Origin of the sequence: Mycobacteroides sp. CBMA 271, assembly GCF_009729205.1 — a bacterium.
Taxonomy (GTDB): Bacteria; Actinomycetota; Actinomycetes; order Mycobacteriales; family Mycobacteriaceae; genus Mycobacterium.
In genome coordinates, this window is sequence record NZ_VTHB01000002.1 from 357,652 (window position 1) to 383,903 (window position 26,252).

At 65.4% G+C, this 26,252-nt stretch carries 21 protein-coding genes and 1 pseudogene; 12 read left to right on the forward strand and 10 right to left on the reverse strand.

The genetic code is table 11. The annotated features are described in order from the left end of the window. Positions 1–22 precede the first annotated feature (22 nt). Together FZI91_RS07140 and FZI91_RS07145 are read right to left on the reverse strand one after the other, a co-directional pair. Positions 23–1,699, reverse strand: a complete 1,677-nt coding sequence (locus FZI91_RS07140; RefSeq protein ID WP_155938126.1) for a sulfatase-like hydrolase/transferase — start codon at positions 1,697–1,699, stop codon at positions 23–25. A gap of 57 nt (positions 1,700–1,756) precedes the next feature. Continuing rightward, positions 1,757–2,827 (reverse strand): NADase-type glycan-binding domain-containing protein, encoded by a 1,071-nt coding sequence (locus tag FZI91_RS07145; RefSeq protein WP_155938127.1) that lies wholly within the window; start codon positions 2,825–2,827, stop codon positions 1,757–1,759. A 341-nt stretch (positions 2,828–3,168) separates the two neighbouring features. On the opposite strand from FZI91_RS07145, the gene FZI91_RS07150 reads away from it, so the two are divergent. Together FZI91_RS07150 and FZI91_RS07155 are read left to right on the forward strand one after the other, a co-directional pair. Then, on the forward strand, positions 3,169–3,342 hold the full coding sequence (locus tag FZI91_RS07150; protein ID WP_155938128.1) for a DUF2613 domain-containing protein: 174 nt from the start codon (positions 3,169–3,171) through the stop codon (positions 3,340–3,342). A 50-nt stretch (positions 3,343–3,392) separates the two neighbouring features. Beyond that, entirely contained in the window at positions 3,393–7,673 is a 4,281-nt protein-coding gene (locus tag FZI91_RS07155) for an alpha-(1->3)-arabinofuranosyltransferase (protein WP_155938129.1), read from the forward strand. Here FZI91_RS07155 and FZI91_RS07160 read toward each other — a convergent pair. Continuing rightward, complete coding sequence (locus FZI91_RS07160) at positions 7,556–8,677, reverse strand: acyltransferase (protein ID WP_155938580.1); 1,122 nt, start codon at positions 8,675–8,677, stop codon at positions 7,556–7,558. The genes FZI91_RS07155 and FZI91_RS07160 overlap by 118 nt on opposite strands. 270 nt (positions 8,678–8,947) lie before the next feature. On the opposite strand from FZI91_RS07160, the gene FZI91_RS07165 reads away from it, so the two are divergent. Both FZI91_RS07165 and FZI91_RS07170 read left to right on the forward strand, forming a co-directional pair. Beyond that, complete coding sequence (locus FZI91_RS07165) at positions 8,948–10,129, forward strand: DUF3068 domain-containing protein (protein ID WP_162526487.1); 1,182 nt, start codon at positions 8,948–8,950, stop codon at positions 10,127–10,129. Positions 10,130–10,178: 49 nt separating this feature from the next. Next, positions 10,179–11,837 (forward strand): hypothetical protein, encoded by a 1,659-nt coding sequence (locus FZI91_RS07170; RefSeq protein ID WP_162526546.1) that lies wholly within the window; start codon positions 10,179–10,181, stop codon positions 11,835–11,837. Here FZI91_RS07170 and FZI91_RS07175 read toward each other — a convergent pair. Next, positions 11,824–13,086, reverse strand: coding sequence for a glycosyltransferase family 4 protein (locus FZI91_RS07175; protein WP_155938131.1), 1,263 nt, complete (start codon positions 13,084–13,086; stop codon positions 11,824–11,826). The two genes, FZI91_RS07170 and FZI91_RS07175, sit on opposite strands and share 14 nt — an antisense overlap. A 70-nt stretch (positions 13,087–13,156) precedes the next feature. Between FZI91_RS07175 and FZI91_RS07180 the strand changes: the two genes are divergently transcribed. The 6 genes from FZI91_RS07180 to mmsB all read left to right on the forward strand — a co-directional run bounded on the left by FZI91_RS07180 (position 13,157) and on the right by mmsB (position 20,218). After that, positions 13,157–13,927, forward strand: coding sequence for a class I SAM-dependent methyltransferase (locus tag FZI91_RS07180; protein WP_162526488.1), 771 nt, complete (start codon positions 13,157–13,159; stop codon positions 13,925–13,927). A 126-nt stretch (positions 13,928–14,053) separates the two neighbouring features. After that, a complete protein-coding gene (locus FZI91_RS07185) occupies positions 14,054–15,238 on the forward strand; it encodes a phosphotransferase family protein (RefSeq protein WP_155938133.1) in 1,185 nt (394 codons plus the stop codon). After that, entirely contained in the window at positions 15,235–16,362 is a 1,128-nt protein-coding gene (locus tag FZI91_RS07190) for a hypothetical protein (RefSeq protein WP_155938134.1), read from the forward strand. The genes FZI91_RS07185 and FZI91_RS07190 overlap by 4 nt, the downstream gene beginning before the upstream one ends. Further along, entirely contained in the window at positions 16,359–17,819 is a 1,461-nt protein-coding gene (locus tag FZI91_RS07195; protein ID WP_155938135.1) for an aldehyde dehydrogenase, read from the forward strand. The genes FZI91_RS07190 and FZI91_RS07195 overlap by 4 nt, the downstream gene beginning before the upstream one ends. A 92-nt stretch (positions 17,820–17,911) precedes the next feature. Next, on the forward strand, positions 17,912–19,291 hold the full coding sequence (locus FZI91_RS07200; protein WP_155938136.1) for an MFS transporter: 1,380 nt from the start codon (positions 17,912–17,914) through the stop codon (positions 19,289–19,291). Between the two features lie 15 nt (positions 19,292–19,306). Then, entirely contained in the window at positions 19,307–20,218 is a 912-nt protein-coding gene (gene mmsB / locus FZI91_RS07205; RefSeq protein ID WP_155938137.1) for a 3-hydroxyisobutyrate dehydrogenase, read from the forward strand. Here the strand turns inward: mmsB and FZI91_RS07210 are convergent. Then, positions 20,206–21,189, reverse strand: coding sequence for a cytochrome c oxidase assembly protein (locus FZI91_RS07210; protein ID WP_239001892.1), 984 nt, complete (start codon positions 21,187–21,189; stop codon positions 20,206–20,208). The two genes, mmsB and FZI91_RS07210, sit on opposite strands and share 13 nt — an antisense overlap. A 155-nt stretch (positions 21,190–21,344) precedes the next feature. On the opposite strand from FZI91_RS07210, the gene FZI91_RS07215 reads away from it, so the two are divergent. Next, on the forward strand, positions 21,345–21,569 hold the full coding sequence (locus FZI91_RS07215) for a hypothetical protein (protein ID WP_155938138.1): 225 nt from the start codon (positions 21,345–21,347) through the stop codon (positions 21,567–21,569). Between the two features lie 69 nt (positions 21,570–21,638). Here the strand turns inward: FZI91_RS07215 and FZI91_RS07220 are convergent, their stop codons facing one another. Further along, a complete protein-coding gene (locus tag FZI91_RS07220) occupies positions 21,639–22,472 on the reverse strand; it encodes an LLM class F420-dependent oxidoreductase (RefSeq protein ID WP_155938139.1) in 834 nt (277 codons plus the stop codon). Positions 22,473–22,532: 60 nt separating this feature from the next. After that, positions 22,533–23,186: a response regulator transcription factor gene (locus FZI91_RS07225; RefSeq protein WP_155938140.1), complete on the reverse strand. Its 654-nt coding sequence runs from the start codon at positions 23,184–23,186 to the stop codon at positions 22,533–22,535. Positions 23,187–23,363: 177 nt separating this feature from the next. Between FZI91_RS07225 and FZI91_RS07230 the strand changes: the two genes are divergently transcribed. Further along, on the forward strand, positions 23,364–24,761 hold the full coding sequence (locus FZI91_RS07230; protein WP_239001897.1) for a sensor histidine kinase: 1,398 nt from the start codon (positions 23,364–23,366) through the stop codon (positions 24,759–24,761). A gap of 6 nt (positions 24,762–24,767) precedes the next feature. Here the strand turns inward: FZI91_RS07230 and FZI91_RS07235 are convergent. The 3 genes and pseudogenes from FZI91_RS07235 to FZI91_RS07245 all read right to left on the reverse strand — a co-directional run. After that, positions 24,768–24,980 (reverse strand): annotated as a pseudogene (locus FZI91_RS07235) (WhiB family transcriptional regulator); the annotation flags it as partial. Positions 24,981–25,090: 110 nt separating this feature from the next. Further along, positions 25,091–25,660, reverse strand: a complete 570-nt coding sequence (locus tag FZI91_RS07240; protein WP_162526489.1) for a hypothetical protein — start codon at positions 25,658–25,660, stop codon at positions 25,091–25,093. A gap of 17 nt (positions 25,661–25,677) precedes the next feature. Next, the gene (locus tag FZI91_RS07245; RefSeq protein ID WP_155938142.1) at positions 25,678–26,241 is read right to left on the reverse strand and encodes a hypothetical protein; all 564 of its coding nucleotides are present in this window, start codon (positions 26,239–26,241) and stop codon (positions 25,678–25,680) included. Positions 26,242–26,252 lie beyond the last annotated feature (11 nt).

Below are 26,252 nucleotides of genomic sequence, written 5' to 3' on the forward strand. Positions count from 1 at the left end.
ACGCTCGGCGAAAGGGAGCGACTCAACCGCCGCGCAGCACCATCAGTTTCTGCATGTCGGCCAGCCCCTGCTCTTGCGCCTGGCCCAGGAAGGTCGGCAGCGGTGCCCGTACCTCGGGTAGCACCTCGTTGTCGATGAGCCCCTGCAGCTCGGCTTCTTTTCCGCCGCGGCCTGCCTGGTTCTCAACCTCCTGCAAACCGGAAGATGTTGCATAGTCATAGAATTCGCGGTCGATCGGCCGCGAGGTGTCGATCTGGATGCCGCCGGGTTTCCAGTACGAGTAGGTGGCCAGCTTGGCCTCCGCGGTACGGACCGCGACGATGTGGCTCGGCGCCGAGGTGGGGATCTCGGTGGGCGCGTCCTCACCCATCACCGCACCGATCCGGGGATCCTTGAGGAGGGTGACCATCTCCTCCACGGACATGTCGTCGGTGACGTGCGCGATCCACTTACGCCCTGCCGCATTGTTTTTGGCGATATCCGCGATATCGGCGCGCGCGGCGAGATACGAGTACCGCGAATCCGAACGCCACCCATTGCCGCCGGCGCCGATAGTCAGCAGCAGGGGCGCGAGGTCGACACTGGAGGTCAGCTGGGTGCGCGTTTCCCCCGGTTTCGGAGTCAGCACACCGTGCGGATCGCGAATGTACAGCGGAACCCGGATGGATTCCTCATACGCCGCGGCCCCTTTCCCGCGCAGCCCATGCGAGCCGGCGTACTCCCCGTGATCGGAGGTGAAGACGACGACCGTGTTGCGCTCAACCTCCGGACGTGACGCCAGCTTGTCGAGCACCCGGCCGATCTGCGCATCCACCTGCTGTTGCAGCCACAGGTACATATCCAGGCAGCGCGCCCACTGCCGGGCGACATCGGGTCCGGAGTACGTCACGGCGCCCGTCATGATCGGCGACATGAAGTTGGCGTAGTCGATCTGCAGCTGCGGCTTGCCGCGCCGCAGCAACTCGTCTGGTGTCTCGAAGTTGACGGGTGTGGCATCGAACCACTGCGGAACATCCTCGGGGAGCGGATTTTTCGGCCACCAGCAGATGTCATGCGGGTTCACCAGGGATACGGTGGTGCACCACGGACCCTTGCCGCCGTCGGTGTCGAACCATCCGGCGAACTGGTCGACGATGCCCGGATCCTTCTGCAGTCCTTGATTCGGCATGCCGTTGGGCGAGGGGAACGTTCCACCGGAGAAGCCGTGCGCGTCAAGCCCTTCGGGCGTGTTGTCGCTCCAGTTGCCCAGGTGCCACTTACCCCACCACCAGGTTCGGTAGCCCTGCTGGCGCAGCATGGTGCCCCAGGTCGGAAACTGCGGAGCCAGGCTGGACTCACTCGGCCCCTCACCAGTGAACAGGCATCCGGTCTGATGTGAGTACAGCCCCGTCGTCATGGCGCCCCGTGACGGAGTGCACATGTTAGACGCCGTGTAATGCGACGCGAAAGTGACACTGTCCCTTTGTAGTCGGCTGAGGTTCGGCAAGATATTGGCGAGCTTCTGGACATCGGGGAACCATTGCGGGGCGCGCATCTGATCGACCACGATCACCAGGATGTTCGGCTTGTCTCCACCGGATGCCGAGGAATCACTGCGTCCGGGCCTTCGGAGCAATTCATATCCGCCGAAACCGGCCGCGGCGGCACCCGCCGCGATCGCACCCGAAGTAAGTACAGTCCTGCGGTTGAGCTCGGCCATGCGTCCAACGTAGCCGCGATTCCTGGGAATTGACCGGCGAGCTTTGGTGACGGGGAACTACGGATGCACCGGTGCCGAAGGGGGCGTGGGCACCGCGGGAACGGCTGACGACCCGGGCGGTGGGGCAAGGGGTGCCTGTCCCGGAGCCGGTGGCACCATCGGGGGCGGGGCCCCCACCGGAGGCGCCGGCGACGGAGCCGGTGGTTGAGCTGGCGCCGGGGCAGCCGGGGGCTGCGTGCCCATGACCTCGATCTCGCTCACCGACACCAGGCCGTTGAACGCATCCTGACGCTGACCGCTCTTGTTCACGATCGACACACCAGGTTCGGTGGCCTCAATGACCATGGTCACCGAATCGGTCACCACGTTCACCTTGATGCTGGCCAGCGCACGGCTCACCGGCACCTGCTGCTTGACCGAGCTTCCGTCACTGAATTCCCAACGCACCCTGGTGATCTTGCGATTCTGGGCAAAGCGGTCGGACCCGTCGATATCGGTCTTGGCGTATCCGGGGATCAATCCGACCGAGGTGACGAGCATCGGGTGCTCGAATTTCGTCGTGATCGACTGGCCGTCTTGTTCCTTCCACTGGCACCGCCATGCGGTGAGTGGGTCGTTGTCGAACGCCTTAGCGGGGTCGTAAACATACTTCGCCCCATTACTGTCGGTACCGTCCTCGGCCTGAACGCAATTGGTAGTGATGTCCACCGGTTTGAGGGGGCCCGACGGCGGCGGTAGCGGCGCCGTGGTGGTCGACGCGGAGCTGCTGGTGGTCTTCGGGTCGTTCGCGGGGAGCATCCCCTGCGTCTGTTCGGGGGAGCCGTTGGGACGCACCGCCATGTATCCGACATAGCCGAGTCCCACGATCACGAGCAGACCGGCCAACGTCGCGAAGGCCATGATGATCCCGCGATGGGATCGGGCGTTCGGGTCACGCCACGGATCGGAGAATTGCACCTGCGCCGCTAGATGCGGCGGGCAGCCGGGCAGCTGAGCCAGTGCCTCACGCAGATCCGGGCGCGTGTGCCAGAGACGCAACAGCTGATCCTGCGGTAGCGCGGGGTTGTGCGCGGCGGCGAACTCCGCGTCGTAGTCCGGCGCCGGTCCGTAGTTGTAGGGACCGGTCATGGGCGGCCATTATTCCGCACGAATGGGCTCGTGCGACCACTTGTGGCCACCCGCCATGCCGGGCTCTTAACTGTTCAACACGATCGGGACAGCTCGCAGCAACGCCCGACATGACCGAGGGGCTCCTCGCTGTCCGCCCGCCGATCCCCCCGGCGATAGTCGTCGAATACCGCGGAGGCGCCCCCACCAGCGCACGGAGTGGCCGCCTGCCGCCGTTCTGTGCGCGCCGGTGATACCGATTCCGTCCTTGCGGTCTGACTGCGGGTTATCACGGCCGAATAGAACGAACAGCAGGCGTGCTAGTTTGGCCGCTGATACCTGCGTGACCTAGAGGAGCTCCGATGACCAGATTTGTGGTGCCAGCCGCCGCGAGCGTGCTGATCGGTCTGCTACTGGGCGCCGCCGCCGTCTTCGGTCTGACGTTGTCGGTCGAGCAGGACAAGAAGCCGGCCGTAACTGGGATCGATCCGGCGACGGCAATCCTCAACCGGCCCGATTACGGCAACCGGAGCTGATCTTCTCCCAGCCGCCCGGCGGCGGTTGGCGGCACACCGCCGCGCACGTCATGACCTCACCCCGCCTTGACTCCACCCCGCTGAGCCGACGATGGCTGGCGGTGGCGTCCGCACTGTTCCTACTGCTGACCTTTGCCCAATCACCTGGGCAGATTTCCCCGGACACCAAGCTTGATCTGGCGATCAATCCGCTGCGGTTCGCCGCGCGCGCGCTAAACCTGTGGAGCAGCGAGCTGCCCTTCGGACAGGCACAGAACCAGGCGTACGGGTACCTCTTTCCGCACGGCGCGGTCTTCTCCCTGGGGCACCTTCTCGGGGTACCGGCCTGGGTGACACAGCGACTGTGGTGGGCGCTGCTCGTGGCAGCCGGGTTCTGGGGCATCATCCGCGTTGCCGAGGCGCTCGGCATCGGTACCCGCGGCTCACGGATCATCGCCGCGGTGGCGTTCGCGCTGTCACCGCGGGTGCTGACGACTCTGGGCGCCATCTCCTCCGAGACGCTGCCCATGATGTTGGCCCCGTGGGTCCTGTTGCCGATAATCCTGACGTTCCAGGGCCGCATATCGCCGCGGCGGGCCGCGGCACTGTCGGCCGTCGCAGTCGCGTTGATGGGCGCGGTCAATGCCGTCGCCACGGCCCTCGCGTGTGGAGTTGCCGTCATTTGGTGGCTGGCACACCGGCCGAACCGGACCTGGTGGCGATTCACGGCATGGTGGATTCCCTGCCTGGCGCTGGCCACTTCGTGGTGGATCATCGCGCTGCTTATCTTCGGCAAGATCAGCCCACCGTTCCTGGACTTCATCGAGTCCTCCGGCGTCACCACGCAATGGACGTCGCTGACCGAAGTACTGCGCGGAACCGACAGCTGGACACCATTCGTGGCCCCGACTGCGACGGCGGGTTCCTCGCTGGTCACCCAGTCGGCCGTCGTAATTGCCACCGCCATGGTGGCCGCCGCCGGCATGGCGGGACTGGCGATGCGGGGCATGCCGGCGCGCGGACGGCTTGTCGCGATACTGCTGGTGGGACTGGTGCTGCTGACCGCCGGCTACACCGGTGCACTCGGTTCACCGGTGGCCCAACAGATTCAATTCTTTCTGGACGCCAACGGCACCCCGTTACGCAATGTGCACAAGCTTGAGCCATTGATCCGCCTACCGTTGATTCTCGGCCTGGCACATGCGTTGGCGCGGATACCGCTACCAGCGAGTGTCCCTGTGCGCGAATGGCTTGCGGCATTAGCGCGCCCGGAACGCAACCGGGCCGTGGCCGTCGGGATCGCGCTACTGATGGCGCTTGCGGCAAGCACATCGCTGGCCTGGACGGGCCGGCTGGTGCCCCGCGGCGGATTCGACGCGATTCCCAACTACTGGCAAGACACGGCGCGCTGGCTCGCCGACCACGACGATGGCGGGCGGGCGTTGGTAGTGCCGGGCGCCCCGTTCGCGATCCAGACCTGGGGCCTCACCCGCGACGAGCCTCTACAGGCCTTGGGTAAAACGCCATGGGGGGTACGTGATTCCATCCCGTTGACGCCCCCCGAGACCATCCGCGCCATCGATTCGGTGCAACAGTTGTTCGCCGCCGGGCGCCCGTCCGACGGGCTGGCCGACACCCTGGCTCAGCAGGGCATCTCCTACCTGGTGGTGCGCAACGATCTTGATCCTGATACCTCCCGTTCCGCGCGGCCGATCCTGGTGCACAACACCATCGAGGGCTCTCGCGGGCTGACCAAGGTCGCCGAGTTCGGCGATCCGGTCGGTGCTGGAACGGTGGAAGGCTTTGTCGCCGATAGCGACCTGCGACCACAGTATCCGGCGGTCGAGATCTATGCCGTCTTCCAGCACGAGAAGCATTACGGTGATCCATATTTCGCGGATGTCGATGCTATGCCGCGGGTGGCGGGTGGACCCGAGGCCCTGCTGCGCCTGGGTGAGCGGCGCCGCCAACTCGGCCAGCCACCGTTGGGTCCGGCCCTGCTGGCCACCGATGCCACGAGGGCCGGCCTGCGTCCTGGGCCCGCGATGGTCACCGACAGTCCACTGGCTCGCGAAACCGACTACGGGCGCGTCGACGACCATTCCTCGGCCATCCGCGCCCCCGGAGATAAACGCCGCACCTTCAACCGTGTCCCTGACTACCCGGCCAGCGGGGTTCCACTCGTGAACGGCAGCTGGACGGGCGGAACCATCACCGCGTCCAGCTCCGCGTCGGATTCCACGGCGCTGCCCAATGTGGCACCGGGTACCAGCACCGCCGCCGTCATCGACCGCGACAATGCCACGAGTTGGGTCAGCAGCTCACTGGAATCAGCTCTTGGACAATGGATTCGGGTGGACCTGGATCGACCGATCACCAACGCGATCGTCACCGTCACCCCAAGCGCCACTGCGCTCGGCGCCCAGGTGCGGCGGCTGGAGGTCGAGACGGACAACGGCACGTCGTCAGTGCGATTCGACGAGCCGGGCCAGCCCCTCAACGTCGCGCTGCGCCCCGGGGAAACCACCTGGGTGAAGGTCACCGCCACCGGAACCGACGACGGCACCGCCGGTGTGCAGTTCGGCGTCACCGAGTTGGCGCTGACGCAATACGACGCCGCCGGGTACGCCCACCCCGTCGAGCTCCGGCACAGCGCAACCATTCCCACACCACCTTCGGGTGCCGATCTACTCGGCTGGGATCTGGGATCACCCCTGGAGGGCCGATCGGGGTGCGCCCCCTCCCCACAACGGCTGCGCTGCGCGGCGACACTGTCGCTGGCTCCGGAGGAGCCCGGTACATTCATTCGGACATTAACCGTCCCCCAGCCTGTTTCGCTGGCCCCCAAGGTGTGGGTGCGGGCGCGCCCGGGCCCGCAACTGCGTGACCTGATTCAGCAGCCCGGCACCACCGTCGCATCCGGGGATTCCGATGTGATCGATCCTCGGGGCTCGTCATACGCGGCCACCGACGGCGATCCGGGAACCGTCTGGACGGCGCCACAGAATTCGGTGCAGCGTCAGCACCTACCCTCGCTCGTCATCACGCTGCCCAAACCCATTGCGGTGGGCGGCATCCGGCTGGCGCCCAGCAGAACAGAGGTGCCCGCGCATCCCACCCAGGTGGCGATCAATCTTGGTGACGGTCCGCAGGTGCGGTCGATCGACCCGAAGACCGACAACACCACGCTCACCCTGCACCCGCGCGTCACGGACACCATCACCGTCACGGTGACGGACTGGACCGACATCATCGACCGCACCGCGCTGGGATTCGATCAGCTCAAACCTCCCGGTATCGCCGAGATTGTCGCGCTGGACGCGAACGGCCGACCCATCGCCCCCACCAACGGCGAGGTGAACGGCAACCGCACCATCGCCATCGGCTGCGACCGCGGCCCGATACTGGCACTTGCCGGACGCTTCATACCCATGTCGATAACGGCAACTGTGCGCGACCTGTTGGGTGGCAACGTTATTCAAGCCATCCCCTGCGACAGTGCCCCGATCGCGACCAGCGCCGGCCAACAAGAGGTGACCGTCAATCCGCGTCAGCAGTTCATTGTCGACGGCGTACAGCTCACCGCACCCGACGCAGCACCGGCCGCCGCCATCGCGACAGCCGCGCCCAAGGGTGCCTGGGGACCCGACCGGCGTGAGGTCACCGCGGCGCCCGCATCGCACGACCGAGTGCTGGTCGTCCCCGAAAGCATCAATTCGGGATGGGTGGCCCGCGATGCGGGCGGGCACACGCTCACACCGGTGCGCGTCAACGGCTGGCAGCAAGGCTGGGTGATTCCAGCCGCTACTGGCGGGCAGATCACCGTCACGTTCGGCCTGAACACCTGGTACCGCGCGGGGCTTTTCGGCGGACTGGCACTGCTTCCCCTCCTCGCACTGCTGGCCTTCCTGCCGGTGCCCGGTCGCTCTCGGAAAGTCAATCTCCCCCATGTGATTCCCTGGCGCTCCGGTCCCGCCGCAGGTGTCGCGGTGCTGACGGCCCTCACCGCCATCAGCGGTGTTACCGGCGCCGCGGTGGGCTTGGCGGCGCTGGCGATAAGAGCACGGGGACCCGCGCTGTCTCACGCTCTTCGCGCAAGCGGCTCATCGCCGTTACGCACACTCACCGCGGCGGGGGCCTACATCTCCGGCGGATCGCTGCTACTGGCCGGGGCGGCTCTCTCGCGTCATCCCTGGCGTTCGGTGGGCGGCTACACCGGACACTCGTGGTGGATTCAGCTGCTGGCACTCATTTCCGTAACGGCAGTGGCCGTGGCGGCCGTACGGTTGCCGTCACGACGTTTCTGGAAGCGCCGCAACGCTTCCCGTGACGGGGATTCGACCAGCGCGTAACTGACCGCGGCCATCGCGAAGCCGAAGATCAGGGTGAGGGTCAGCACCAACGGGAAGTGACCGCTGAACGGAAACCTCCCGGTGACGGTGAAGACCATGTTCAGCGCGGCCAAGTGCCAGATAAACAGGCCGTAGGACCAACGTCCCAAAGTCACCATGAGCGGACTGCCCAGCACCCGATGTGCAGTACCGGAGGCATCCAGGGTCAGCGGCATGAGCAGCGCCCAGGCCAGCGTCGCGCCCATCGCTATCTTGACGGCGTATTGGTGCGGCGGCGCCTGGGTCAGCCCCTCCGGTCCGGCCAGCGGGGACGCGGCCACTCCGAACGCGACGAGGGCCACTACCGCGAGCAGCACCCGGCGGCGGGCCAGGTTCAGCGTCCAGGCCGGCGGTGCCGCGCTCCACTCGGCCAGCAGCATGCCCGCGATGAACCACGAGAAGAAGGCGGGCGGCCACGTCAACGGATTGATGCCGACGGTGGTGTGGAAGGGGATGAAGGACCAGCCCAGGCTGGCCACCCCCGCGAACACGAGCAACGGGGCACGCCATCGAAGTGCCACGCGCCGCATCACGAGCGCGATGACCGGCAGCGCCACGTAGAACGCGACCTCCACCGCCAGGCTCCACATCTGCGTCAGGCCCGCCGTGAGGGTTAGCGGGATATAGAGCTGAGTGAGCGTCAGATTGGCCAGCCAAACGATCCATCGGGCCCCCGCGGCATCCGGTAACAGCAACAAGACGACGAAGACCGCGGCCAGGTAGGCGGGGACGATGCGGACGAACCGCGACGCGAAGTAGCGTCCGGTCGTCGGTGGACTCGCCCCCTGTGCCCCCGGCTGCGCAACCATCGCGTGGGGTCGCCACAGCAGAAATCCCGAGAGCGCGAAGAACACGGCCACAGCCAGGTCGAAACGGCCCAGGATGCGGCCGTCGACGCCACTGGTATGGCCGGTTTGGAACGCGGCGTGAGTGACCACCACCCCCATCGCTGCGCAGGCGCGCATGCCCTCCAGCGCCGGGACGAAGCCCCTCGCGTGCTCGGCTGGAGCTGCCGGATGGACTGCGGTCTCTGCTCCCTTCACGCTGCCGAGAGTACGGTTCCAGGTCGATCCGGCGGCGTTTGACCAGAACTATCGACCGCGATCAGTAACATCGCCGAATGACCACCTAACGGTGACGACTGTTAGGGTCAGTCAGATTTGCCCTGGGCATTCTGTGTCATCCGGCTGCCGCCGGAAACGGGGTTACCGCACGTTGAGGAGGGTCCAGCAGCCGTGAACCGCGGAGTCATGATGCGTATTGCAGCGTGCGGGTTGCTGGGCCTCGGCTCCGCACTCATCATCGCTGCGGTGTTGCTGAGCACATACACCAGCAACCGGCTTGCGAAGATTCCGCTCGACTGGGACGCCACATTGGTGAGTGAGGGCAAGGGACGCGCCCTGGATCCCGCGTCGCTGTCCGGGGTGAAGTTCGTGACCGACCCCGACAAGCCGCTGGTGCTGCAGGAGCAGATCACCACCGTCAGCCCCGCCGACGCCCGAAAGGTCGGCCTGCAGGCCGGCATCACGCTGAAGCGGACCGACAAGCAGGGCGACGCCGGACTGATCCTTGCCACCGTCGACACCGTCACCGTGGACCGTCATTCCGCCGAGGCCATCTCAAGCGACGACAACCCGGGCGGCAGTGTGCAGAAGCCACGGGCCATCGAGGACGAGACGCCGCCGACCACCATTGCGCTCAAGCACGAGGGGCTGAGCTACCGGTTCCCCTTCGATACTGAGAAGAAGACGTACCAATACTTCGACGTGATCGCGCAGCGGGCGTTCGACGCCAACTACACGGGCGAAGAGGACGTCAACGGACTCACCGCCTACCACTTCACCCAAAACGTGGGCTACGACGCCAACGGCAAGCTGGTAGAGCCGGTCTCGTACCCATCGCTGTACGACAAGGACGAGGACAGCAAGGTGACGGCCCGCGCGGTGCAGTGGGGCGTCGAAGCGGAGCACGAAGACGAAGAGATCACCATGACCCGCTACTACGCGGCGCAACGTGAGTTCTGGGTCGACCCGGTCAGCGGCATCATCGTTAAGAGCAAAGAGCATGCGCTGCAGTACTACGCGCGTGACGCGCTCAAGCCCGAGGTCCCGATGGTCGACTACACGGTGCTATCTAACGACGAGACCGTCGAGAAGCAGGTAAACGCGGCGCGCGACACCCGTGACAGCCTCGCCATCTGGTCAAACATCCTGCCGATCACCTTCGCGGCCCTGGGCATCGTGGCGCTGGTCGGTGGCGGCCTGCTGGGCTCGTTCAGCCTGCGCGCCGAATCGGCGCTGATCGATCCGGGACTCGATACGGTCGACCATGGCTTCTTCGGCCGGCGCGGCCCGGAGAAACCACCTGCCAGCGAAGCAGATACCGACAAGTTCCCGTCGCCTCGAAACCACCTCTAGTCGGGAACTCTTGCGCCGCAACTGGGTTGCGCCTCTCTACGCGCTGTTTCTGACGGCCGCGATCTGTGCGCCGCTGGCAGCACCGGGATACCTGCTCATCCGTGATGCCGTCTCGACGCCGCGGTCGTATCTGACCGACGCGGCGCTGGGGGTTGGCGAAGCGGCACCACGCGCCGTTCCGCAGGACTTCTTCATCGCGGTGATGACGGTGTTTGTCGACGGCGGAGTCCTCGTCAAGGCCCTTCTCGCGGCGGGCCTGTGGCTTGCCGGATGGGGAGCCGCACGCCTGGCGGCTCATCTGGTTCCGACCGCGGGGCTGCCCGGCGAGCTGGTGGCAGCCACCATCGCGATCTGGAATCCCTATGTGGCCGAGCGCCTTTTACAGGGGCACTGGAGTCTGCTAGTCGGCTACGGCTGTCTGCCGTGGATCGCGTTGACGGTCACCCGATTGCGTGCAACGGCGGACGTCGGGACATGGTGCGCACTCGCGTTCTGGATCGCGCTGGCCGGGTTGACACCTACCGGTGCAGTGCTCGCACTGATCGTCGGCCTGGCCGCGGCGGCGCCGCAACGCCGGATAACCCTTGGCGTCGCGGGAATCTCGCTGCTCGCCGCGATGCCGTGGCTGGTGGCTTCCGGGCTCGGGACCGCGATACCCGCCGGCGACGCGGCAGGTGTCCATGCCTTTGCGGCCCGTGCCGAACCAGGTCTGGGCACGCTCGGCAGCCTGGCCTCGTTGGGCGGCATGTGGAACGCCGAGGCGGTGCCCGCCTCACGTACAACGCTATTCGCGCTGGCATTCTCGGCGGTGCTGATCGTCGCGGTGGTGGTCGGAGTAGTGGTGCTGCGGCGTACCCGGGCGGCGCTCGGACTGCTCAGCATTGCCGTTGCAGCCGTGGTTTTTCCGGCTCTGCTGGCGACAGGTCCTGGTTTGACACTGACCACCTGGCTCATCACCGAGGTGCCCGGGCTGGGCATTCTGCGCGACGGCCAGAAATGGGTAGCGTTGGCGATGCCGGGTTACGCGGTGGCCGGCGCCGCCGCGATCACCGCGGTGCGTCAACAATCCTCGCAGTGGCTGGCGGCAGGATTATCTTGTGCGGCACTGGTTCTCACGTTGCCCGATCTGGCATGGGGAGTGGGCGGCCGGGTTGAGTCGGTGACGTATCCCGGCGGATGGAGCGCGATCGCCAACCGCATCAACGCCGAACCACATCCGGTGGCCGTGCTACCGCCGGAGACCCTGCGGCAATATCCCTGGGCCCCCTCATCGATCCCGGTCCTGGATCCATTCCCCCGCTGGGTCCGCGCGGACGTGGTCACCAGCGGCGACCTGTGGGTCGACGGGCAGAATGTGCGCGGGGACGGCAGGCGTGGACGCCGCGCCGAGGAGCTGCTGCGGGCCGGGGCCGGACCGCGTGAGTTAGCCGACGAAGGCGTCGGCTGGGTCGTAGTGCAAGCGGGAACCCCTGGAGATCAAGGGCTTTCATCGAAAACTCTCGCACAGTTGGAACCGACCTACCGCGATGGCGATATCACCCTGTACCGGGTGCCTGGTCCGTGGACACCTATCGGAGCCTCGCCGGGCCGCCGCGCCGCGGCAATCGCCGCACACCTGGTGTGGGCAGCGCTGCTCGCCGCGGGTGCGGTCGCAGCGGGGCTGCGGCTACGCCACATTCGGCATGGGTTGAGGACTACGCAGGGGTAGGAGTCGAGGTGGGGACCGGACCCGCTGGCACCGCATCACCCACCGGATCGGCGCCAATGATCCCCGAAACCGGGGTGCCGATCACTGCCGCCTTGAGCACGGTCGACACGCCCGCCGCGCTTCGCCGCCAGGAGAGGTCGGCACAGCGGGCCCGCGCGGCCTCGCCCATTCGATAACGAAGCTTGTTGTCCGCCAACAGCGTCGCGGTATGCCTGACGAACTCATCCTGATCGCGACACAGCAGCCCGGTGATGCCGTCGGTGACCGAGTCGGTGAGTCCGCCGGAGGATCGGTAGCCGATCGTGGGCACCCCATGCTGCGCGGCCTCGGTGACCGCCAGGCCCCAGCCCTCCTTGCGCGAGGGCATCAGGTGCACCCATGCGCGCTGCAGCACTCGATGCTTGGCGTCCTCGTCGAGATATCCGTGGAAGGTAACCACATCGGAAACACCAAGTCGAGCAGCGTGTTCCACCAAACGATCCATCCACCAACCGTCGCCGACGACGTCCAGGTGTACGTCCTGCACGTGGTCACGCAGTGCCGCGATGGTGGTGAGCGCATGCTCAATCTGCTTGTGCGGCACCAGCCGCGACAACACCACCGCGCGCGGAGTCTCGCTGCGCACCCCGTCGAGCGCGTCGCCGGGCGCATGGTCGAAGCCATTGCGCACCACCGCGATCCGGTCGGGATCAACCCCAAGCGCCACCAGGTCTAACGCGGACGGCTGCGACACGGTCAGGTACTGGTTGCCTCGATGCATCCGGGGAGACAGCTGCGATTCCAGCCACCAGCCGAGCCGCCCGATGAGAGGTCCGGCCACTGGCCACTGCTCCCGATGGCAGTGGTGCACCAGAACCACCACGGGCGCCTTCGTGACAATGCCTGCGAAGAAGGGCATGCCGTTCTGGGTATCGATGACCACATCGGGCCGGGCATCGCGCAGGGCGCCGACACCCAGTCGGCTGGCGAGCAGCGACAGCAGCGCACGTGGGTACACCGTGAAGCGCCCACCGCCGCGCGAGATCTGTACGCCGTCGACCACCTCGCGCCGGGCCGCGCCCGGGTATGCGGCACACCGCAGGGTCACCTTCACCCCAGAGGCGGCCAGCTCGGCGCCAATGCGCTGCAGATACGTTTCGCTGCCGCCACCCTGCGGATGGTCGGTATCCCGCCAACACAGCATCAGCACCGATCGCGGGGACTCAAAGGCCACCGCGCCGCTGGGCTGGTCTGACAGTTCGCTGAACATCGTTAAGCACCCTAGGCCGTTAGGGTTGGCCCCCAGAAATCAATGCGAACCTCCAGAAGAACGAGAATCCGTGCCCGGTATCACCGATTTATTCGCTCAGCGAGCCACTCTGCGCCGTTCGGCCAGCCTGTTGGCATCATTTCGCTTCGAGCAGAGTGCGCCGGAACGGTTCTACGGCACCGTGGCGGACGACACAGTTCACCTGGTCGCAGACCTATGGCAACAGGCGACCGGCGCCGGGTTGCGCGACCGCACCGTGGTGGACGTCGGCGGTGGACCGGGCTACTTCGCCTCTGCGTTCGCCAATGCCGGCGCGCGGTACATCGGCGTCGAACCCGATCCTCGGGAGATGCATGCGGCACCCGAGGGAACCAGAGACCCCCGTGCGGCCTATCTACGGGCATCCGGCATGGCCCTGCCGCTCGCCGACGCCAGCGTCGATATCTGCCTGTCCTCCAACGTCGCCGAGCACGTGCCCGAACCCTGGCGCCTGGGCGACGAGATGTTGCGGGTCACCCGACCCGGTGGGTTGGCGGTGTTGTCGTACACCGTCTGGCTGGGACCGTTCGGCGGCCACGAAATGGGCTTGACTCACTATTTCGGCGGTGCCCGTGCTGCCCGCTGGTACACCCGCAAGCACGGCCATCCACCCAAAAACAACTACGGGTCGTCGCTTTTCCCGGTGTCGGTACGCGAGGGGCTCAGATGGGCTCACGGAACGGGTGCGCTGGTCGCCGCTTTCCCCCGCTACCACCCCAAATGGGCGTGGCCGATTACCAAAGTTCCCGCTGTGCGGGAGGTTCTGGTGAGCAATCTCGTGCTCGTCCTGCGCCCCCGCTGACTACTGAATTGGAACAGGTTCCACTTCCCCCTGCTGCCCGGTAGTGTTGCGTGCGTCACGCAATGAGGCGTGCCGCACGATGAGCCGCCTGCATAAATAGCACGCGGCCCAGAGGGAGTTCCCACCTTGACTGAGCAGACCGCCACCGCCGAACGCGATAACAGCGACGAGGTGGCCCGTCCCTCGGGGTCGCAGCGCGACCCGGAAACCCTGCGCGAGGATCTGGCCGCCTGGCTGGCCGCCCAACTGCCGGCCGACGCCGCGCTCAGCGTCGATCATGTGGAGCTGCCGAGCGCCAACGGCATGTCCAGCGAGACGATCCTGGCCGATGCGCAGTGGACCGAGAACGGTCAGCGCGAGGCGCACCGACTGGTGATCAGGACTGCGCCCCAGCCCGACTCCAGCCCGGTGTTCCAGCACTACGACATGCGGCGCCAATTCGATGTGATGCGTCTACTCGGCGAGCACACCACTGCGGTGGTGCCCCCAGTGCTCTGGTACTGCGACGACACGTCGGTACTCGGCGGCGAGTTCTTCGTCATGAAGCGCGTCGACGGCGATGTGCCCCCCGATCGCATGCCCTACACCTTCGGCTCCTGGGTGACCGAGGCGTCCGAGGCCGACCGCAGCAAGATGGAGCGGCTCACCGTCGACCAGATCGCCCGGGTGCACTCCGCACCCGTCGAGGAGTTCGCATTCCTCGACGACGCCCGCGACAGCGAGAATGGGCTGGATGCGCATGTGCGCCGCACCCAGGAGTTCTACGCGTGGGTGCGCGGCAATGCCGGCCCTGGCACGACGATCCCGCTGATCGATCGAGGCTTCGAATGGCTGCGAAAGAACTGGCCAACCGAATCGCTGCGCGCGAAAGATGCAGTCAGCTGGGGTGATTCACGCCCAGGCAACGTCATCTACCAAGACTTTGAGCCGGTGGCATTGCTGGACTGGGAGATGGCGACCATCGGCCCCCGCGAACTGGACCTGGGCTGGATCATCTTCTTGCACCGATTCTTCCAGGACCTGACCGAGGTGGCGACGCTGCCGGGGCTTCCGGACTTCTGCCGGCGTGAGGACATCATCGCCGAGTACGCCGCACTCACCGGTCACCACGCCGCCGACATGGACTTCTACACCGCGTATGCGGCGCTGCAGCACGCCGTCATCATGGTACGAATCCAGATGCGCGCCATAGCCTTCGGTCAGGCGCAGATGCCCGATGATCCCGACGACCTGATCCTGCACCGGCCGGCACTGCAAAAGATGCTCGACGGCACGTACTGGTCCCAGCTCGCGAGCGGGGCGAGCGCATGAGCCTCTCCCCCTTCGACGATTACCCGATCCACCAGATCGCCGACGTGGTACGACACGTCGGTACGTCGGATCGGAACTTCTACGACCGCTATTACTTTGGCTGCCATGGCGGGCGGGCCGACCTGCCGTACCTGATCACCGGGCTGGGCGTGTATCCCAACCTCGGCGTGACGGACGCGTTCGCCTCGGTGCGCTACGGCGACGACATCGTGGTGTTCCGAGCCTCGCGCGCGCTCGGCGACGACCGCGCGGATCTGTCGGTGGGCCCGTATCGCGTCGAGGTCCTCGAAGGCCTCAAGAAGATCCGGGTGATCCTAGAGCCGGGTGAGGATTACGATCTCTCCTTCGACATCACCTACACCGGCGAAATACCGGCCTCCCTGGAGCCGGGGCACTACCAGCGCCAAATGGGTCGCGTCTTGTTCGACACCGCTCGTTTTGCCCAAACCGGCACCTGGACAGGGCAATTGACGGTCGATGGCACTACCCATGAGCTGGACGGGGTCAACTGGTCCGGGAACCGGGACCGCTCCTGGGGCATCCGGCCCGTCGGCGAGGGAGAACCCGCGGGTCGCCGCGCCACCCTGGCCGGTGGCTTCTTCTGGCTCTACAACGTGATCTCGTTCCCCGAGTACTCGATCGTGTTCATCAACCAGGAGGACGAGCACGGCAACAAGGTGGTTAGCGGTGCCCGCCGCGTGTGGCGCGACCCCGCCAAGGGCATCGATGAGCTCGGCCCCATCACCCACGACATCACCCTGATTCCCGGCACCCGCGAAGCAAGTTCGGCCGTCATCACGCTCGGCGATATCACGATCAAGGCCGAGGTCGTGCTGCCGCACTACTTCGGATTCGGCACCGGCTACGGACTGGACTCCGACTGGCGCCACGGCATGTGGCAGGGCGATCTCGTCGTACAAGGCAAGCGGTACAAGACCAACGAGCTAGATGCGACACTCAAGCTGCTCTGCCCCGTTGACAATCTAGCAACGTTCCGTCTCATCGAGAACGGCATCGAAACCCACGGCAGCGGGCTCTTCGAATTCGGGCCGATCGGCCCTCATGCACCTTCCGGCCTCACTGGATTTGTTGATACCCACCAAGAAAGAGACAGCGATTCATGACGCACAACTTTGACAAGCTCTTCATCGGCGGCGCGTGGGCGGAGCCGGCCACCGACCAGGTGATCGAGGTCTTCTCCCCCGCCACCGGCGAAAAGGTGGGCCAGTGTCCGCTGGCCACTGCCGCCGACGTAGACAGCGCGGTCGCCGCGGCCCGCAGGGCCTTCGAGGACGGCCCGTGGCCACGAATGACCCCGCCGGAGCGGCAGGCTGTGCTGCAGAAGGTGGTGCAGCTACTAGAGGCCCGCAAGGACGAGGTATGCGCCGTCATCTCCGATGAAACCGGCGCTCCCCCACCGGTTGTCGAGACGCTGCAGTGGATGGGCGGATTTGGCGCCCTGCAGTACTACGCAAACGCCGCCGACGCGGTGAAGTGGAAGGAACTGCGTAGCGGCGCCTACGGGCAGACCCTGGTGACCCGCGAGGCGGCCGGAGTGGTGGCCGCCATCGCCGCGTGGAACGTTCCACTGTTCTTGGCACTCAACAAAATTGGCCCGGCATTCCTGGCCGGCTGCCCGGTGGTGCTCAAGCCCGCCGCCGAGACCCCGCTGTCGAGCTTCATCCTGGCCGAGGTGTTCGAAGAGGCCGGCCTGCCCGATGGTGTGCTGTCGGTGGTGCCCGGTGGCGCCGAGACCGGCCGTGCCCTCACCAACCACCCCGGCATCGACGTGTTCAGCTTCACCGGCAGCACCGCGGTGGGCAAGGAGATCGCGGGGATCGCCGCCCAGAGCCTCAAGAAGGTGACTCTGGAGTTGGGCGGTAAGTCCGCGGCCATCGTGCTCGAGGATGCCGATCTGGCCTCCAGCCTGCCGATGCTGGTGTTCGCCGGCCTGATGAACGCCGGACAGGGCTGCGTCAACCAGACCCGCATCCTGGCGCCGCGGTCGCGGTACGACGAGGTGTTGGAGGGGATAGTCGGTGTCGTCGCCGCGATGGGCGTCGGATTACCCACCGACCCGACCACCCAGGTCGGCCCGCTGATTACCGCCAAGCAGCGTGATCGGGTCGAGGGCTACATCGCCAAGGGCATCGAGGAAGGTGCTCGGCTGGCGTACGGCGGCAAGCGCCCCGAGGGCCTAGACTCCGGATACTTCGTCCAGCCAACGATTTTCGCCGATGTCGATAACTCGATGACCATCGCGCAGGAGGAGATCTTTGGCCCGGTGCTGTGCATCATCGCCTACGACTCCGTCGACGAGGCCGTCAAGATCGCCAACGACTCCAACTACGGGCTCGCGGGGAGTGTGTGGACTTCGGATGTACACAAGGGCCTCGAGGTCGCCGCGCAGATCCGCACCGGCACCTATGGCATCAACTGGTACGCCTTCGATCCCAGCTGCCCGTTCGGTGGCTACAAGCAGTCGGGCATCGGCCGCGAGAACGGCCCCGAGGGCATCGAGGAGTACTGCGAGCTCAAGAGCGTGCTGCTGCCCATGGGCGTCACACTCGAGAGCGTTTAGGTTCCACCGTCCTTCCGCCGAGTGTGAGCACCAGTGCTCACACTCGGCGGAAATCGCACCCTGAGGCTCACACTCGACGCTAGGTTGGCGCCATGTCGCTGACCGCAGCCTCGGAAGACGGTGCCGCCCCGCCGACGGGACTGCGCAAGGTCGTCGCCGCATCCATGGCAGGCACCGTCGTCGAGTGGTACGAGTTCTTCCTCTACGCCAGCGCAGCGACTCTCGTCTTCAATACGGTCTTCTTCCCCGCCGCAGGCAACGACCTCGACAACATCATCAAGGCGTTTCTCACCTACGCGGTCGGCTTCGTCGCCCGACCCATCGGCGGAATCGTGTTCGGGCACTTCGGAGATCGCTACGGGCGTAAGCACCTATTGCAGATCGCGATCGTGCTGGTCGGCGTCGCGACCTTCCTGATGGGCTGTCTACCGACCTTTGCCCAGGTTGGCTACGCCGCACCGATCCTGCTGGTGACCCTGCGGTTCCTGCAGGGTTTCGCTGTCGGCGGCGAATGGGGCGGCGCCGTATTGCTGGTGGCCGAGCACTCTCCAGACTCGCAACGCGGGTTCTGGGCGAGCTGGCCCCAGGCGGCGGTTCCGTTGGGCAATCTGCTGGCCACCCTGGTGCTGCTCATACTGTCGTGGACCCTCTCCGATGCCGCCTTCCTGTCCTGGGGTTGGCGCGTCGGCTTCTGGCTGTCCGTCGTCATCGTCGCGATCGGGTACTACATCCGCACCCGAATCACCGATGCGCCGATCTTCCACGAGGCCCGCCGAGAACTGGAAGAGAACAAGGCTCAGGCGAATTCTCGTCACTCAAGCGGCTCACCGACCTCCTACGGCGTCGTCGAGGTGTTCCGCCGGTACCCGCGCGGAGTGTTCACCGCCATGGGGCTACGGGTGGCCGAAAACATCCTGTACTACATGGTGGTCACCTTCTCGATCACCTACCTCAAGATCCAGCTGCACATGGACACTAAACGAATTCTGTTGCTGCTCTTGATCGCTCATATCGTTCAGGCGATCGCATTGCCGATCGTCGGCCGGTACACCGATATCGTCGGGCGACGCGCCCCGTATGCGCTCGGTGCCACACTCGCCGCGGGTTGGGGCTTCGTCGCCTTCCCGATGTTCGACACCCGCAACGAGTGGATAATCCTGGTGGCCATCGTGATCGGCCTGCTGGTGCATTCATTGATGTTCGCCGGTCAGCCCGCAATCATGGCCGAGATGTTCCCCACCCGGATGAGGTACTCGGGGGTGTCGGTGGGTTACCAAGTCACCTCGATCTTCGCCGGATCGCTGGCTCCGGTCATCGGCGCCGCACTGCTGAGCAGGTACCACAGTTGGGTGCCGGTGGCGATCTATCTGGCAGCCGTCGCCCCCATCACGTTGATCGCGGTGTGGGCGCTGCCCGAAACCAAGGGCAGCTCACTGCATGAGCTGGATGCGGCCGACAGGGCGCGCGGCTGACGCTAGGTTGAACCTATGGCGACTTACGGCTGGATCGGTTTGGGAAACATGGGCGGCCCGATGGCCGCCAACCTGGTAGCGGCCGGACACACGGTGCGCGGTTTCGACCTCTCGGGTGAGGCGCTCGCCGCCGCGGAGGCCAACGGCGTGACCGCGGTGGAGGACATCGCCTTGGCGCTCGCCGGTGCCGAGGTCGTATTCACCATGCTGCCCAAGGGCGAGCACGTCCGCTCGGTCTTCGAAGGCCCCTACGGGATCTGGGAAAATGCCTCGCCATCAACACTTTTAGTCGACAGCTCGACCGTCGACATCGACACCTCCCGGTACTGTCATGCCGAATCGGCACGCCGCGGGTTCCGATTCGTCGACGCGCCGGTGTCCGGCGGGATCAGCGGCGCGCATGCCGCCACGCTGTGCTTCATGCTCGGCGGCGATCTGGAAAGTGTTGGCGCGGCAACCGATTACATCAAACCGATGTCCGGGCGCGTGATTCACGCCGGTGACGGCGGCGCCGGGGTGGCGGCGAAGATCTGCAACAACATGATGCTGTTCATCGATATGATGGCCAATTCGGAAGGCTCCCAGCTCGCCGAGCGACTTGGCCTGGACCCCAAGGTGTTCTGGGAAATCTGCTCGGTGTCCTCGGCACGCTCATGGGCGCAGCAGACCTGGTACCCGGTGCCGGAGATCGTCGACTCTGCGGCCGCCAACCGCAACTTCGACGCCACCTTCACCGTCGACCTCGCACACAAGGACGCACGTCTGGCCCTGGCCGCCGGCGAAGCAACAGGGGTGAAGCTACCCGCGGCGACCATGGTCACCGAGCAGTTTCAGCAGCTCATTGACGAAGGACTGGGCGGCAAGGACTGCTCACTGATCGTCAAGCACGTGACACCCGACGGGTCGGCGCGCGGCTACACCTCCTGATCCGATCGCTCCCCGTGTAACTGCCGCAGAAAGCGGTTGTACGAAGCCAATTCGTCGTCCTGACCAGCCTCGTCGGCCTCGCGGGCCTCGGTCTCGACCAGCTCCTCGCGCCGCCACCGGATGGCGAAAATCAGGGTGGTCGCCAACGCGATCGGCTCACCGTAGGACCAAGCGAGCGCGCCGGCCACCGCCTGATCCTTCACCGGGTCGACGCCCCACTCGGCGGGCGGGTTCGCAAAGATCCCGATCAGCGGCCGGGGCGCCATCATCAGAATGACGCCGATGAACACGTGCAACGGCATCTCCACGAAGATGTCGAACATCCTCCCGAGATTGGTCTGCCGAATCGGCATCGGATCGGTCGACAGGATCGGTATCACGAACAGCACCCCGGTGACTAAGAAGAAGATCTCTAAACCTGTGTGCCCCAACCAGGTAGCAGCGATCGTGTCAAACAGTTGCGACAAGTACAGGCCGTAATAACTGAAGAGGAACAACGGGATGGTGACGGCCGGATGCAGCAGGAAAGCGGCAGTCCGGCTACGTAATCCGGCGAGCGCGGCGGCCAGCACCCACTTGCCCAACCCGCGATGCGGCGTCGACCGCAGGAGTAGTCGCCCCGGCGAGCCCAGTACCAACAACGGCGGCACCAGGATCGACAGCGTCAGCTGCTGAAACATGAACGCGCTGAACAACCGGAATCCGTAGCGTTCTATCGACAGGCCCATGACCGCCGCCAGGATCAGGCAGCCGGACAGGAAACACGCCGTGGACCACCACGGCCAACCCCGCCCCATCCGGCGCAACCGAATGACGCCCAGCACATACCACCCCGCCAGCAGCACCGCGAGGACCGGCAGCACGGGGATAGCCGGCGGATCCCAACCCAGCAGGGACCAGACCGTCGGTGGATCCGCCGGAGCGGACGTCATCTCGTCGAAGAACGCCCCAACCCGGCTCGCCTCATTCATTGATTACATTATGCGCATATTTGAATGAACCTAGCTATTCGGGGGCCGTCCCGCGCCTTCACCGACAATTCGGATCGCCGCTAGCCAAACGGCGTTGGTTCACAGCTTCGGTAACTAGGGTCGCGACGGGGCCGGGGCTAACCAGAGGAGGAACGATGGCCGTATCCGTCAATCTTGAGAAGGCACTCGACAAGGCCTACGAGAACAAGGACCTCAAGGACATCCTCGACGCACCGCCGTCGGCGCTCGCCGGACTGACCGAGAAGCATGACGCGGCACTCAAGGAAGCCCTGCACATCACGACGGTCCGTGAGCTGGGCACCAACAAGTACATCGCGGTAGCCGCTGCCCTCGCCGCACTGGAGAGCAAGACCGGCTAAAGCTGCCCGCCGAGAAGGCAATCAGGTACGCGAAACTGCCATTCTGCGTACCTGATTGCCTTCTCGCGGTTAAGAACGAAGCGCCTCGGCCAACGGCTCCAGCACGGCCGGGTCATACGGCGGGGGCAGGTAGATGATCGCCAGGTCCAGACCCTCCGCGCCGAGCGCAGCGGCCTCGTCGACCACCCTGGCGTAGTCGCGATCCTCACCCAGCCGGATATGCGCCGAGAGGGTGATCTCGCTGGGGTCGCGGCCGATATCGGCGCAGTGCGCGGCCAGCACATCACGCTTACGCGCAAACTCCTCGGGCGGTCCACCGACAAAATTCCAGTGCTGGGCGTACTTGGCGGTGATCCGCAACGTCCGCTTCTCACCGCTACCACCGATGCAAATCGGCGGGTGCGGTCGCTGCGGCCCCTTGGGCTCGTTGCGCGCATCTTTCAACTGGTAAAACTTGCCGTCAAAGCTCGTCGTCTCCTGGCTCAGCAGACCGGTGAGCACCTCACAGGCCTCTTCGAACCGATCGAAACGCTCCTTGATGCTGCCCAACTCGATGCCGTAGGCGCCGGACTCTTCCTCATTCCAGCCCGCGCCGATGCCGAGTTCCAGCCGACCACCGGACACGATGTCCAACGCCGAGGCCATGTTGGCCAGCACGGCCGGATGCCGATAGTGAATGCCCGTCACCAGTACTCCGACGCGTAGCCGGCGGGTAGCCTGCGCGAGCGCGGTGAGAGTTATCCAGCCTTCCAGGCACGGCCCGGTGGAGTCCGAAAAGATCGGGTAGAAGTGATCGAAGGTCCAGCCGGACTCGAAGACCTCGATCTCGTCGGCCACCTTCCAGATGGCCAGCATGTCGTCCCAGGTGGTGTTCTGCGGAGATGTCTTGAACGCGAAGCGCATTCCATAACCCTATGCGTCGACCACCTGGAGCGTCGACCAGCTCGCGATCCGGCCCCTCGTTCAGTGGTGGGTGAGGAACGCCAACACGGCCAACACCCTCCGGTGGTACTCCTGAGCATGATTCAGATCCAGCCTGCGCATGACACCGTGCACGTGTTTCTCCACCGTGCTCTCCGTGATCCACAGGTGGCGTGCGATACCGGAATTCGACAATCCCTGAGCCATCAGCTCCAACACCTCAAGCTCCCGCTGCGAGAGAGCAGACAGCGGATCGTCCTTTCTTCGCGCTAAAAGCAACTCGCGCACCAGCTCTGGGTCTAGGGCTGACCCGCCGGCAGCGACGCGCTTGCAGGCATCCGCGAACTCCGTCACGTCTCCCACTCGACTTTTCAGCAGATAACCCACCCCGTTGCCGGAGGTGATCAACTCGGCGGCGTACTCGACCTCCACATGAGCGGACAACACAAGCACCCCGATTGCCGGGTGCTCGGCTCGGATCTTGCGGGCGGCCTCTAATCCCTCGGTGGTATGGGTGGGCGGCATACGGATATCGACGACAACAAGGTCGGGGCGGTCGGAGCCGACGAACTCCAACAGTTCAGTTGCGGTTCCCACTCGTCGAACAACATCGAAACCCGCCCTCTCCAGCAGGCTTGCCACTCCCTCGCGCAGCAACGTGTCATCATCGGCAACAAGAACTCTGATCGCGCCCATCTCGCCAGATTACCGCGGCTGGTATCGGCCAGAAGGCTCGTCGCAGCCGATACGATGGAGCGTGCGGTCGGCCGTTCGTGGCGCATTCAGCCGCAGCGCATTCAGGTAGCGGACAGGCACGAAATTCAGATGCAGGAATTATCCGAGACGACCTCGGTGGGTAATCGACACTTCAACATGCAATCTGGGCACCACGGCACCAGATGGGTGGCACGGCTCTTCGGTTCGACACCGCCCACCGCAATCACCGGCATCCTGGTCTGCACGGTTCTGCTGGTGATCGAGTCCGCAATTACGGTTCTCTTGCGCAGGATGGTGCCCACCGAACATCTCGCGGCGATCTACCTACTCGGAATCCTTGTCGTGTCGGCGATATGGCGGTTCCGTCTAGCTCTCGTCATGTCGATCGCCAGCGCGGCCGTTTTCGACTGCGTCAGGCACTGGCCAACAGTGCATCTGCTGTCCACCGAGCAACCTAACTTGATCACGCACATCAGTTTCCTGGTGGTGACCCTCACCGCAAGTGCCCTGGCAGGGCTCGCTCGTGCCGGCACTACCGAAGCCGATCGACGCCGGCGCGAGGCCGCCGCTATCGCACACCAACAAGCCGCGCTGCGGCGAATAGCGACGTTGATGGCAAGCAATGCCCAGTCCACCGCGCTGCACTCCGCGGTCATCGACGAGGTCGCGGGCTGCTTTAGCGCGAGGACGGCGGTGTTAAGTCAGCTCCATCCCGGTGGCGAGGATGTCGTCCTGGCGTCGCGTGGCGAAGCCGTCCCGCATGATCTCGACCTCTGGGTGACGGCACCGATCCTCGTCAACGGGACCCAGTGGGGCGCCCTCACCGTCTCCAGCAGCGCATCGACGACACCTGTCACGGATATGCAGGCGGGGGTTCGCGACTTCGCAGATCTGGTAGCCACCGCTCTTACCAACACTGCCGCTCGGCAAGAGCTCGCCACGTCACGTGCGCGCATTGTGACGGCCGCCGACACCGCTCGACGCAAGCTCGAACGCGACCTTCACGACGGCGCTCAACAACGACTCGCGTATCTGCGACTCAAACTCGGTATGGTCCGCGCGTCACTACCTTTCGAACTCGTTGATCTTCGCCATGAGCTCAACGACCTCGACGCCAATCTGGCGGAAGCCACCCGGGAATTGCAAGAATTCTCCAGGGGAATACATCCCGCTATATTGGGCCAAGGGTTGGGCCCGGCCATACGCACGCTTGCACGGCGCTCAACCACACCGGTACACACGGAACTAAATCTGAGTGCAAAACACCCCGATTCCGTCGAGATTGCCGCCTATTACATCGTCGCCGAGGCGCTCGCGAATTCTGCAAAGCATTCACACGCAACAGAAGTCCGCATCACCGCCCAGGAAACCGCCGCCCGAATCCTTATTACCATCGACGACGACGGAGTCGGAGGAGCTGAGCCCTCAGACGGCACGGGATTGATTGGGCTCATCGACCGGGTAGAAGCGCTCGGCGGCCGACTCGATATCCGCAGTTCCGTCGGTCGGGGCACATCGATGACCGCCACCATCCCCCTGCAGCAACCCACCTAGGTTGTCTCGTTCCCGCGGTGTGAGGGCACCCCACACACCGTGACGTTCACCTGCGGTCAGGGCATAGATGCCGCAAGGTTCCGACACCGGGCATGACCGGCAGATACTCTTTGCCCGCATCTCTCGAACCATTCGCGATCGGCCAACTTCGTAGTCAGCGATGAAGAAGGTCTCGGTTGGCATTCCTCGACATCGCGCTTGACTCCACCACTCGGGGCAGTAGTCGGTAGATGATGTGCCGCGAGAGGCCGAGGACGCGGGAACCTCCATTCCCGTAGGACCGGCAGTCCCACGATCAAACGGTCCCGGCAGATGGGTTCGAGTCCGCTTCAATTCGCGGTGTCCGGTAGCGCCAGGGAGCTCCGGGCGGGCTGCCTGGCCTCAAGACCGGGCATGGGTTGCGCAGGCATGCGCCCGGACGGAGCGGGATCTTCGAGCCCGACGGATTGCCCGGTGGCAGGGTTTTGCCGACCGATTGCGGATGTCGCTCCCGGCAGCACGCCGCCGGCCGCATCGGGCGCCGAGGTCGCTTGCATGGGTGAACCGGTACGCACGCCCAACACCTGCCCACGCGGACCGGCCTCTTGTGGTTTCACGACGACATGCTTCAACTGAACGCCGAGACGGTCATCCGGTAGGCCGATGTGCGAGGACTCGGGGTCTGCATTGGTCATGGCCCCGACGCCGCCAGCGTCAAGGACCCGAGGCGGCGGGGTCAAGGAGAAGACTGTCTGAAACCCGTAGGCGCCCGGGAAATAGCCGATATAGCCGGGCGGGTTGTAAATCTGGCCTGTTGGGTCACCCGGAACCGAGGGGTCGGCCGCTGCGCTCGGCGCCCCGGCTAGGGCTGCGGCGATGAGCGCGAGGAACATTGCGGTTCGCGTTAGGTGTGCTCTCATGCTGTGGGTCCTTTGTGTCACTTCGATGCGGTGGGGCCCAGGTCCGGGCCACTGTTCAGGGAACTCGGTCCCACGGTTCCGTTCGCCTCGGGCTGGAGTGACTCGCCACCGACGGGCAGCTGCTTCGCTTTCCCGGCGTAGGGGTCTTCGAGGCCGCCACCGGGACTCCCCGCCGGCATCGTGGACCCTGGCGTCACGCCACCGGCAGGGTCGGGCGCACCGGTCGCTTCCATCGGCGACTCCGGGCGAACCCCGAAGGCGTTCCCCACCATCGAGCGCCGCTGGGGTTCGATACCGAGCTGGGAGCCCGGTAGCCCAAATGCCGCAGACTCCGCGTCGGTGTTGGTCATGGCGGCGACCCCAGCCGTGTCGAGTACGCGTCGTGGCCGCATCCAGAAGCCAAGGATCCAGGTGTAGGCACCCGGTTGATGGCCGATCCTGCCCGGCATGTTGTGGTACGGAAGCCCGTCGTAACCGGGCGGAGGCCCGGGGGGTACCGGATCGGCGGACGCGTTGGGCGCGAGGAAGAGGCCTGCGCCGATGATCGAGATGACTGCGCCCATGGTGACGCGTGATGTCATGGCTTGTATGT

Coding starts and splice junctions, on each gene's coding strand:
- FZI91_RS07155 (WP_155938129.1), top strand. CDS start 3,393: ATGACCTCACCCCGCCTTGACTCCACCCCGCTGAGCCGACGATGGCTG.
- FZI91_RS07225 (WP_155938140.1), bottom strand. CDS start 23,186: ATGGGCGCGATCAGAGTTCTTGTTGCCGATGATGACACGTTGCTGCGC.
- FZI91_RS07150 (WP_155938128.1), top strand. CDS start 3,169: ATGACCAGATTTGTGGTGCCAGCCGCCGCGAGCGTGCTGATCGGTCTG.
- FZI91_RS07240 (WP_162526489.1), bottom strand. CDS start 25,660: ATGAGAGCACACCTAACGCGAACCGCAATGTTCCTCGCGCTCATCGCC.
- FZI91_RS07195 (WP_155938135.1), top strand. CDS start 16,359: ATGACGCACAACTTTGACAAGCTCTTCATCGGCGGCGCGTGGGCGGAG.
- FZI91_RS07140 (WP_155938126.1), bottom strand. CDS start 1,699: ATGGCCGAGCTCAACCGCAGGACTGTACTTACTTCGGGTGCGATCGCG.
- FZI91_RS07200 (WP_155938136.1), top strand. CDS start 17,912: ATGTCGCTGACCGCAGCCTCGGAAGACGGTGCCGCCCCGCCGACGGGA.
- FZI91_RS07230 (WP_239001897.1), top strand. CDS start 23,364: ATGCAATCTGGGCACCACGGCACCAGATGGGTGGCACGGCTCTTCGGT.
- mmsB (WP_155938137.1), top strand. CDS start 19,307: ATGGCGACTTACGGCTGGATCGGTTTGGGAAACATGGGCGGCCCGATG.
- FZI91_RS07215 (WP_155938138.1), top strand. CDS start 21,345: ATGGCCGTATCCGTCAATCTTGAGAAGGCACTCGACAAGGCCTACGAG.
- FZI91_RS07190 (WP_155938134.1), top strand. CDS start 15,235: ATGAGCCTCTCCCCCTTCGACGATTACCCGATCCACCAGATCGCCGAC.
- FZI91_RS07220 (WP_155938139.1), bottom strand. CDS start 22,472: ATGCGCTTCGCGTTCAAGACATCTCCGCAGAACACCACCTGGGACGAC.
- FZI91_RS07175 (WP_155938131.1), bottom strand. CDS start 13,086: ATGTTCAGCGAACTGTCAGACCAGCCCAGCGGCGCGGTGGCCTTTGAG.
- FZI91_RS07245 (WP_155938142.1), bottom strand. CDS start 26,241: ATGACATCACGCGTCACCATGGGCGCAGTCATCTCGATCATCGGCGCA.
- FZI91_RS07210 (WP_239001892.1), bottom strand. CDS start 21,189: ATGAATGAGGCGAGCCGGGTTGGGGCGTTCTTCGACGAGATGACGTCC.
- FZI91_RS07145 (WP_155938127.1), bottom strand. CDS start 2,827: ATGACCGGTCCCTACAACTACGGACCGGCGCCGGACTACGACGCGGAG.
- FZI91_RS07160 (WP_155938580.1), bottom strand. CDS start 8,677: ATGCGCGCCTGCGCAGCGATGGGGGTGGTGGTCACTCACGCCGCGTTC.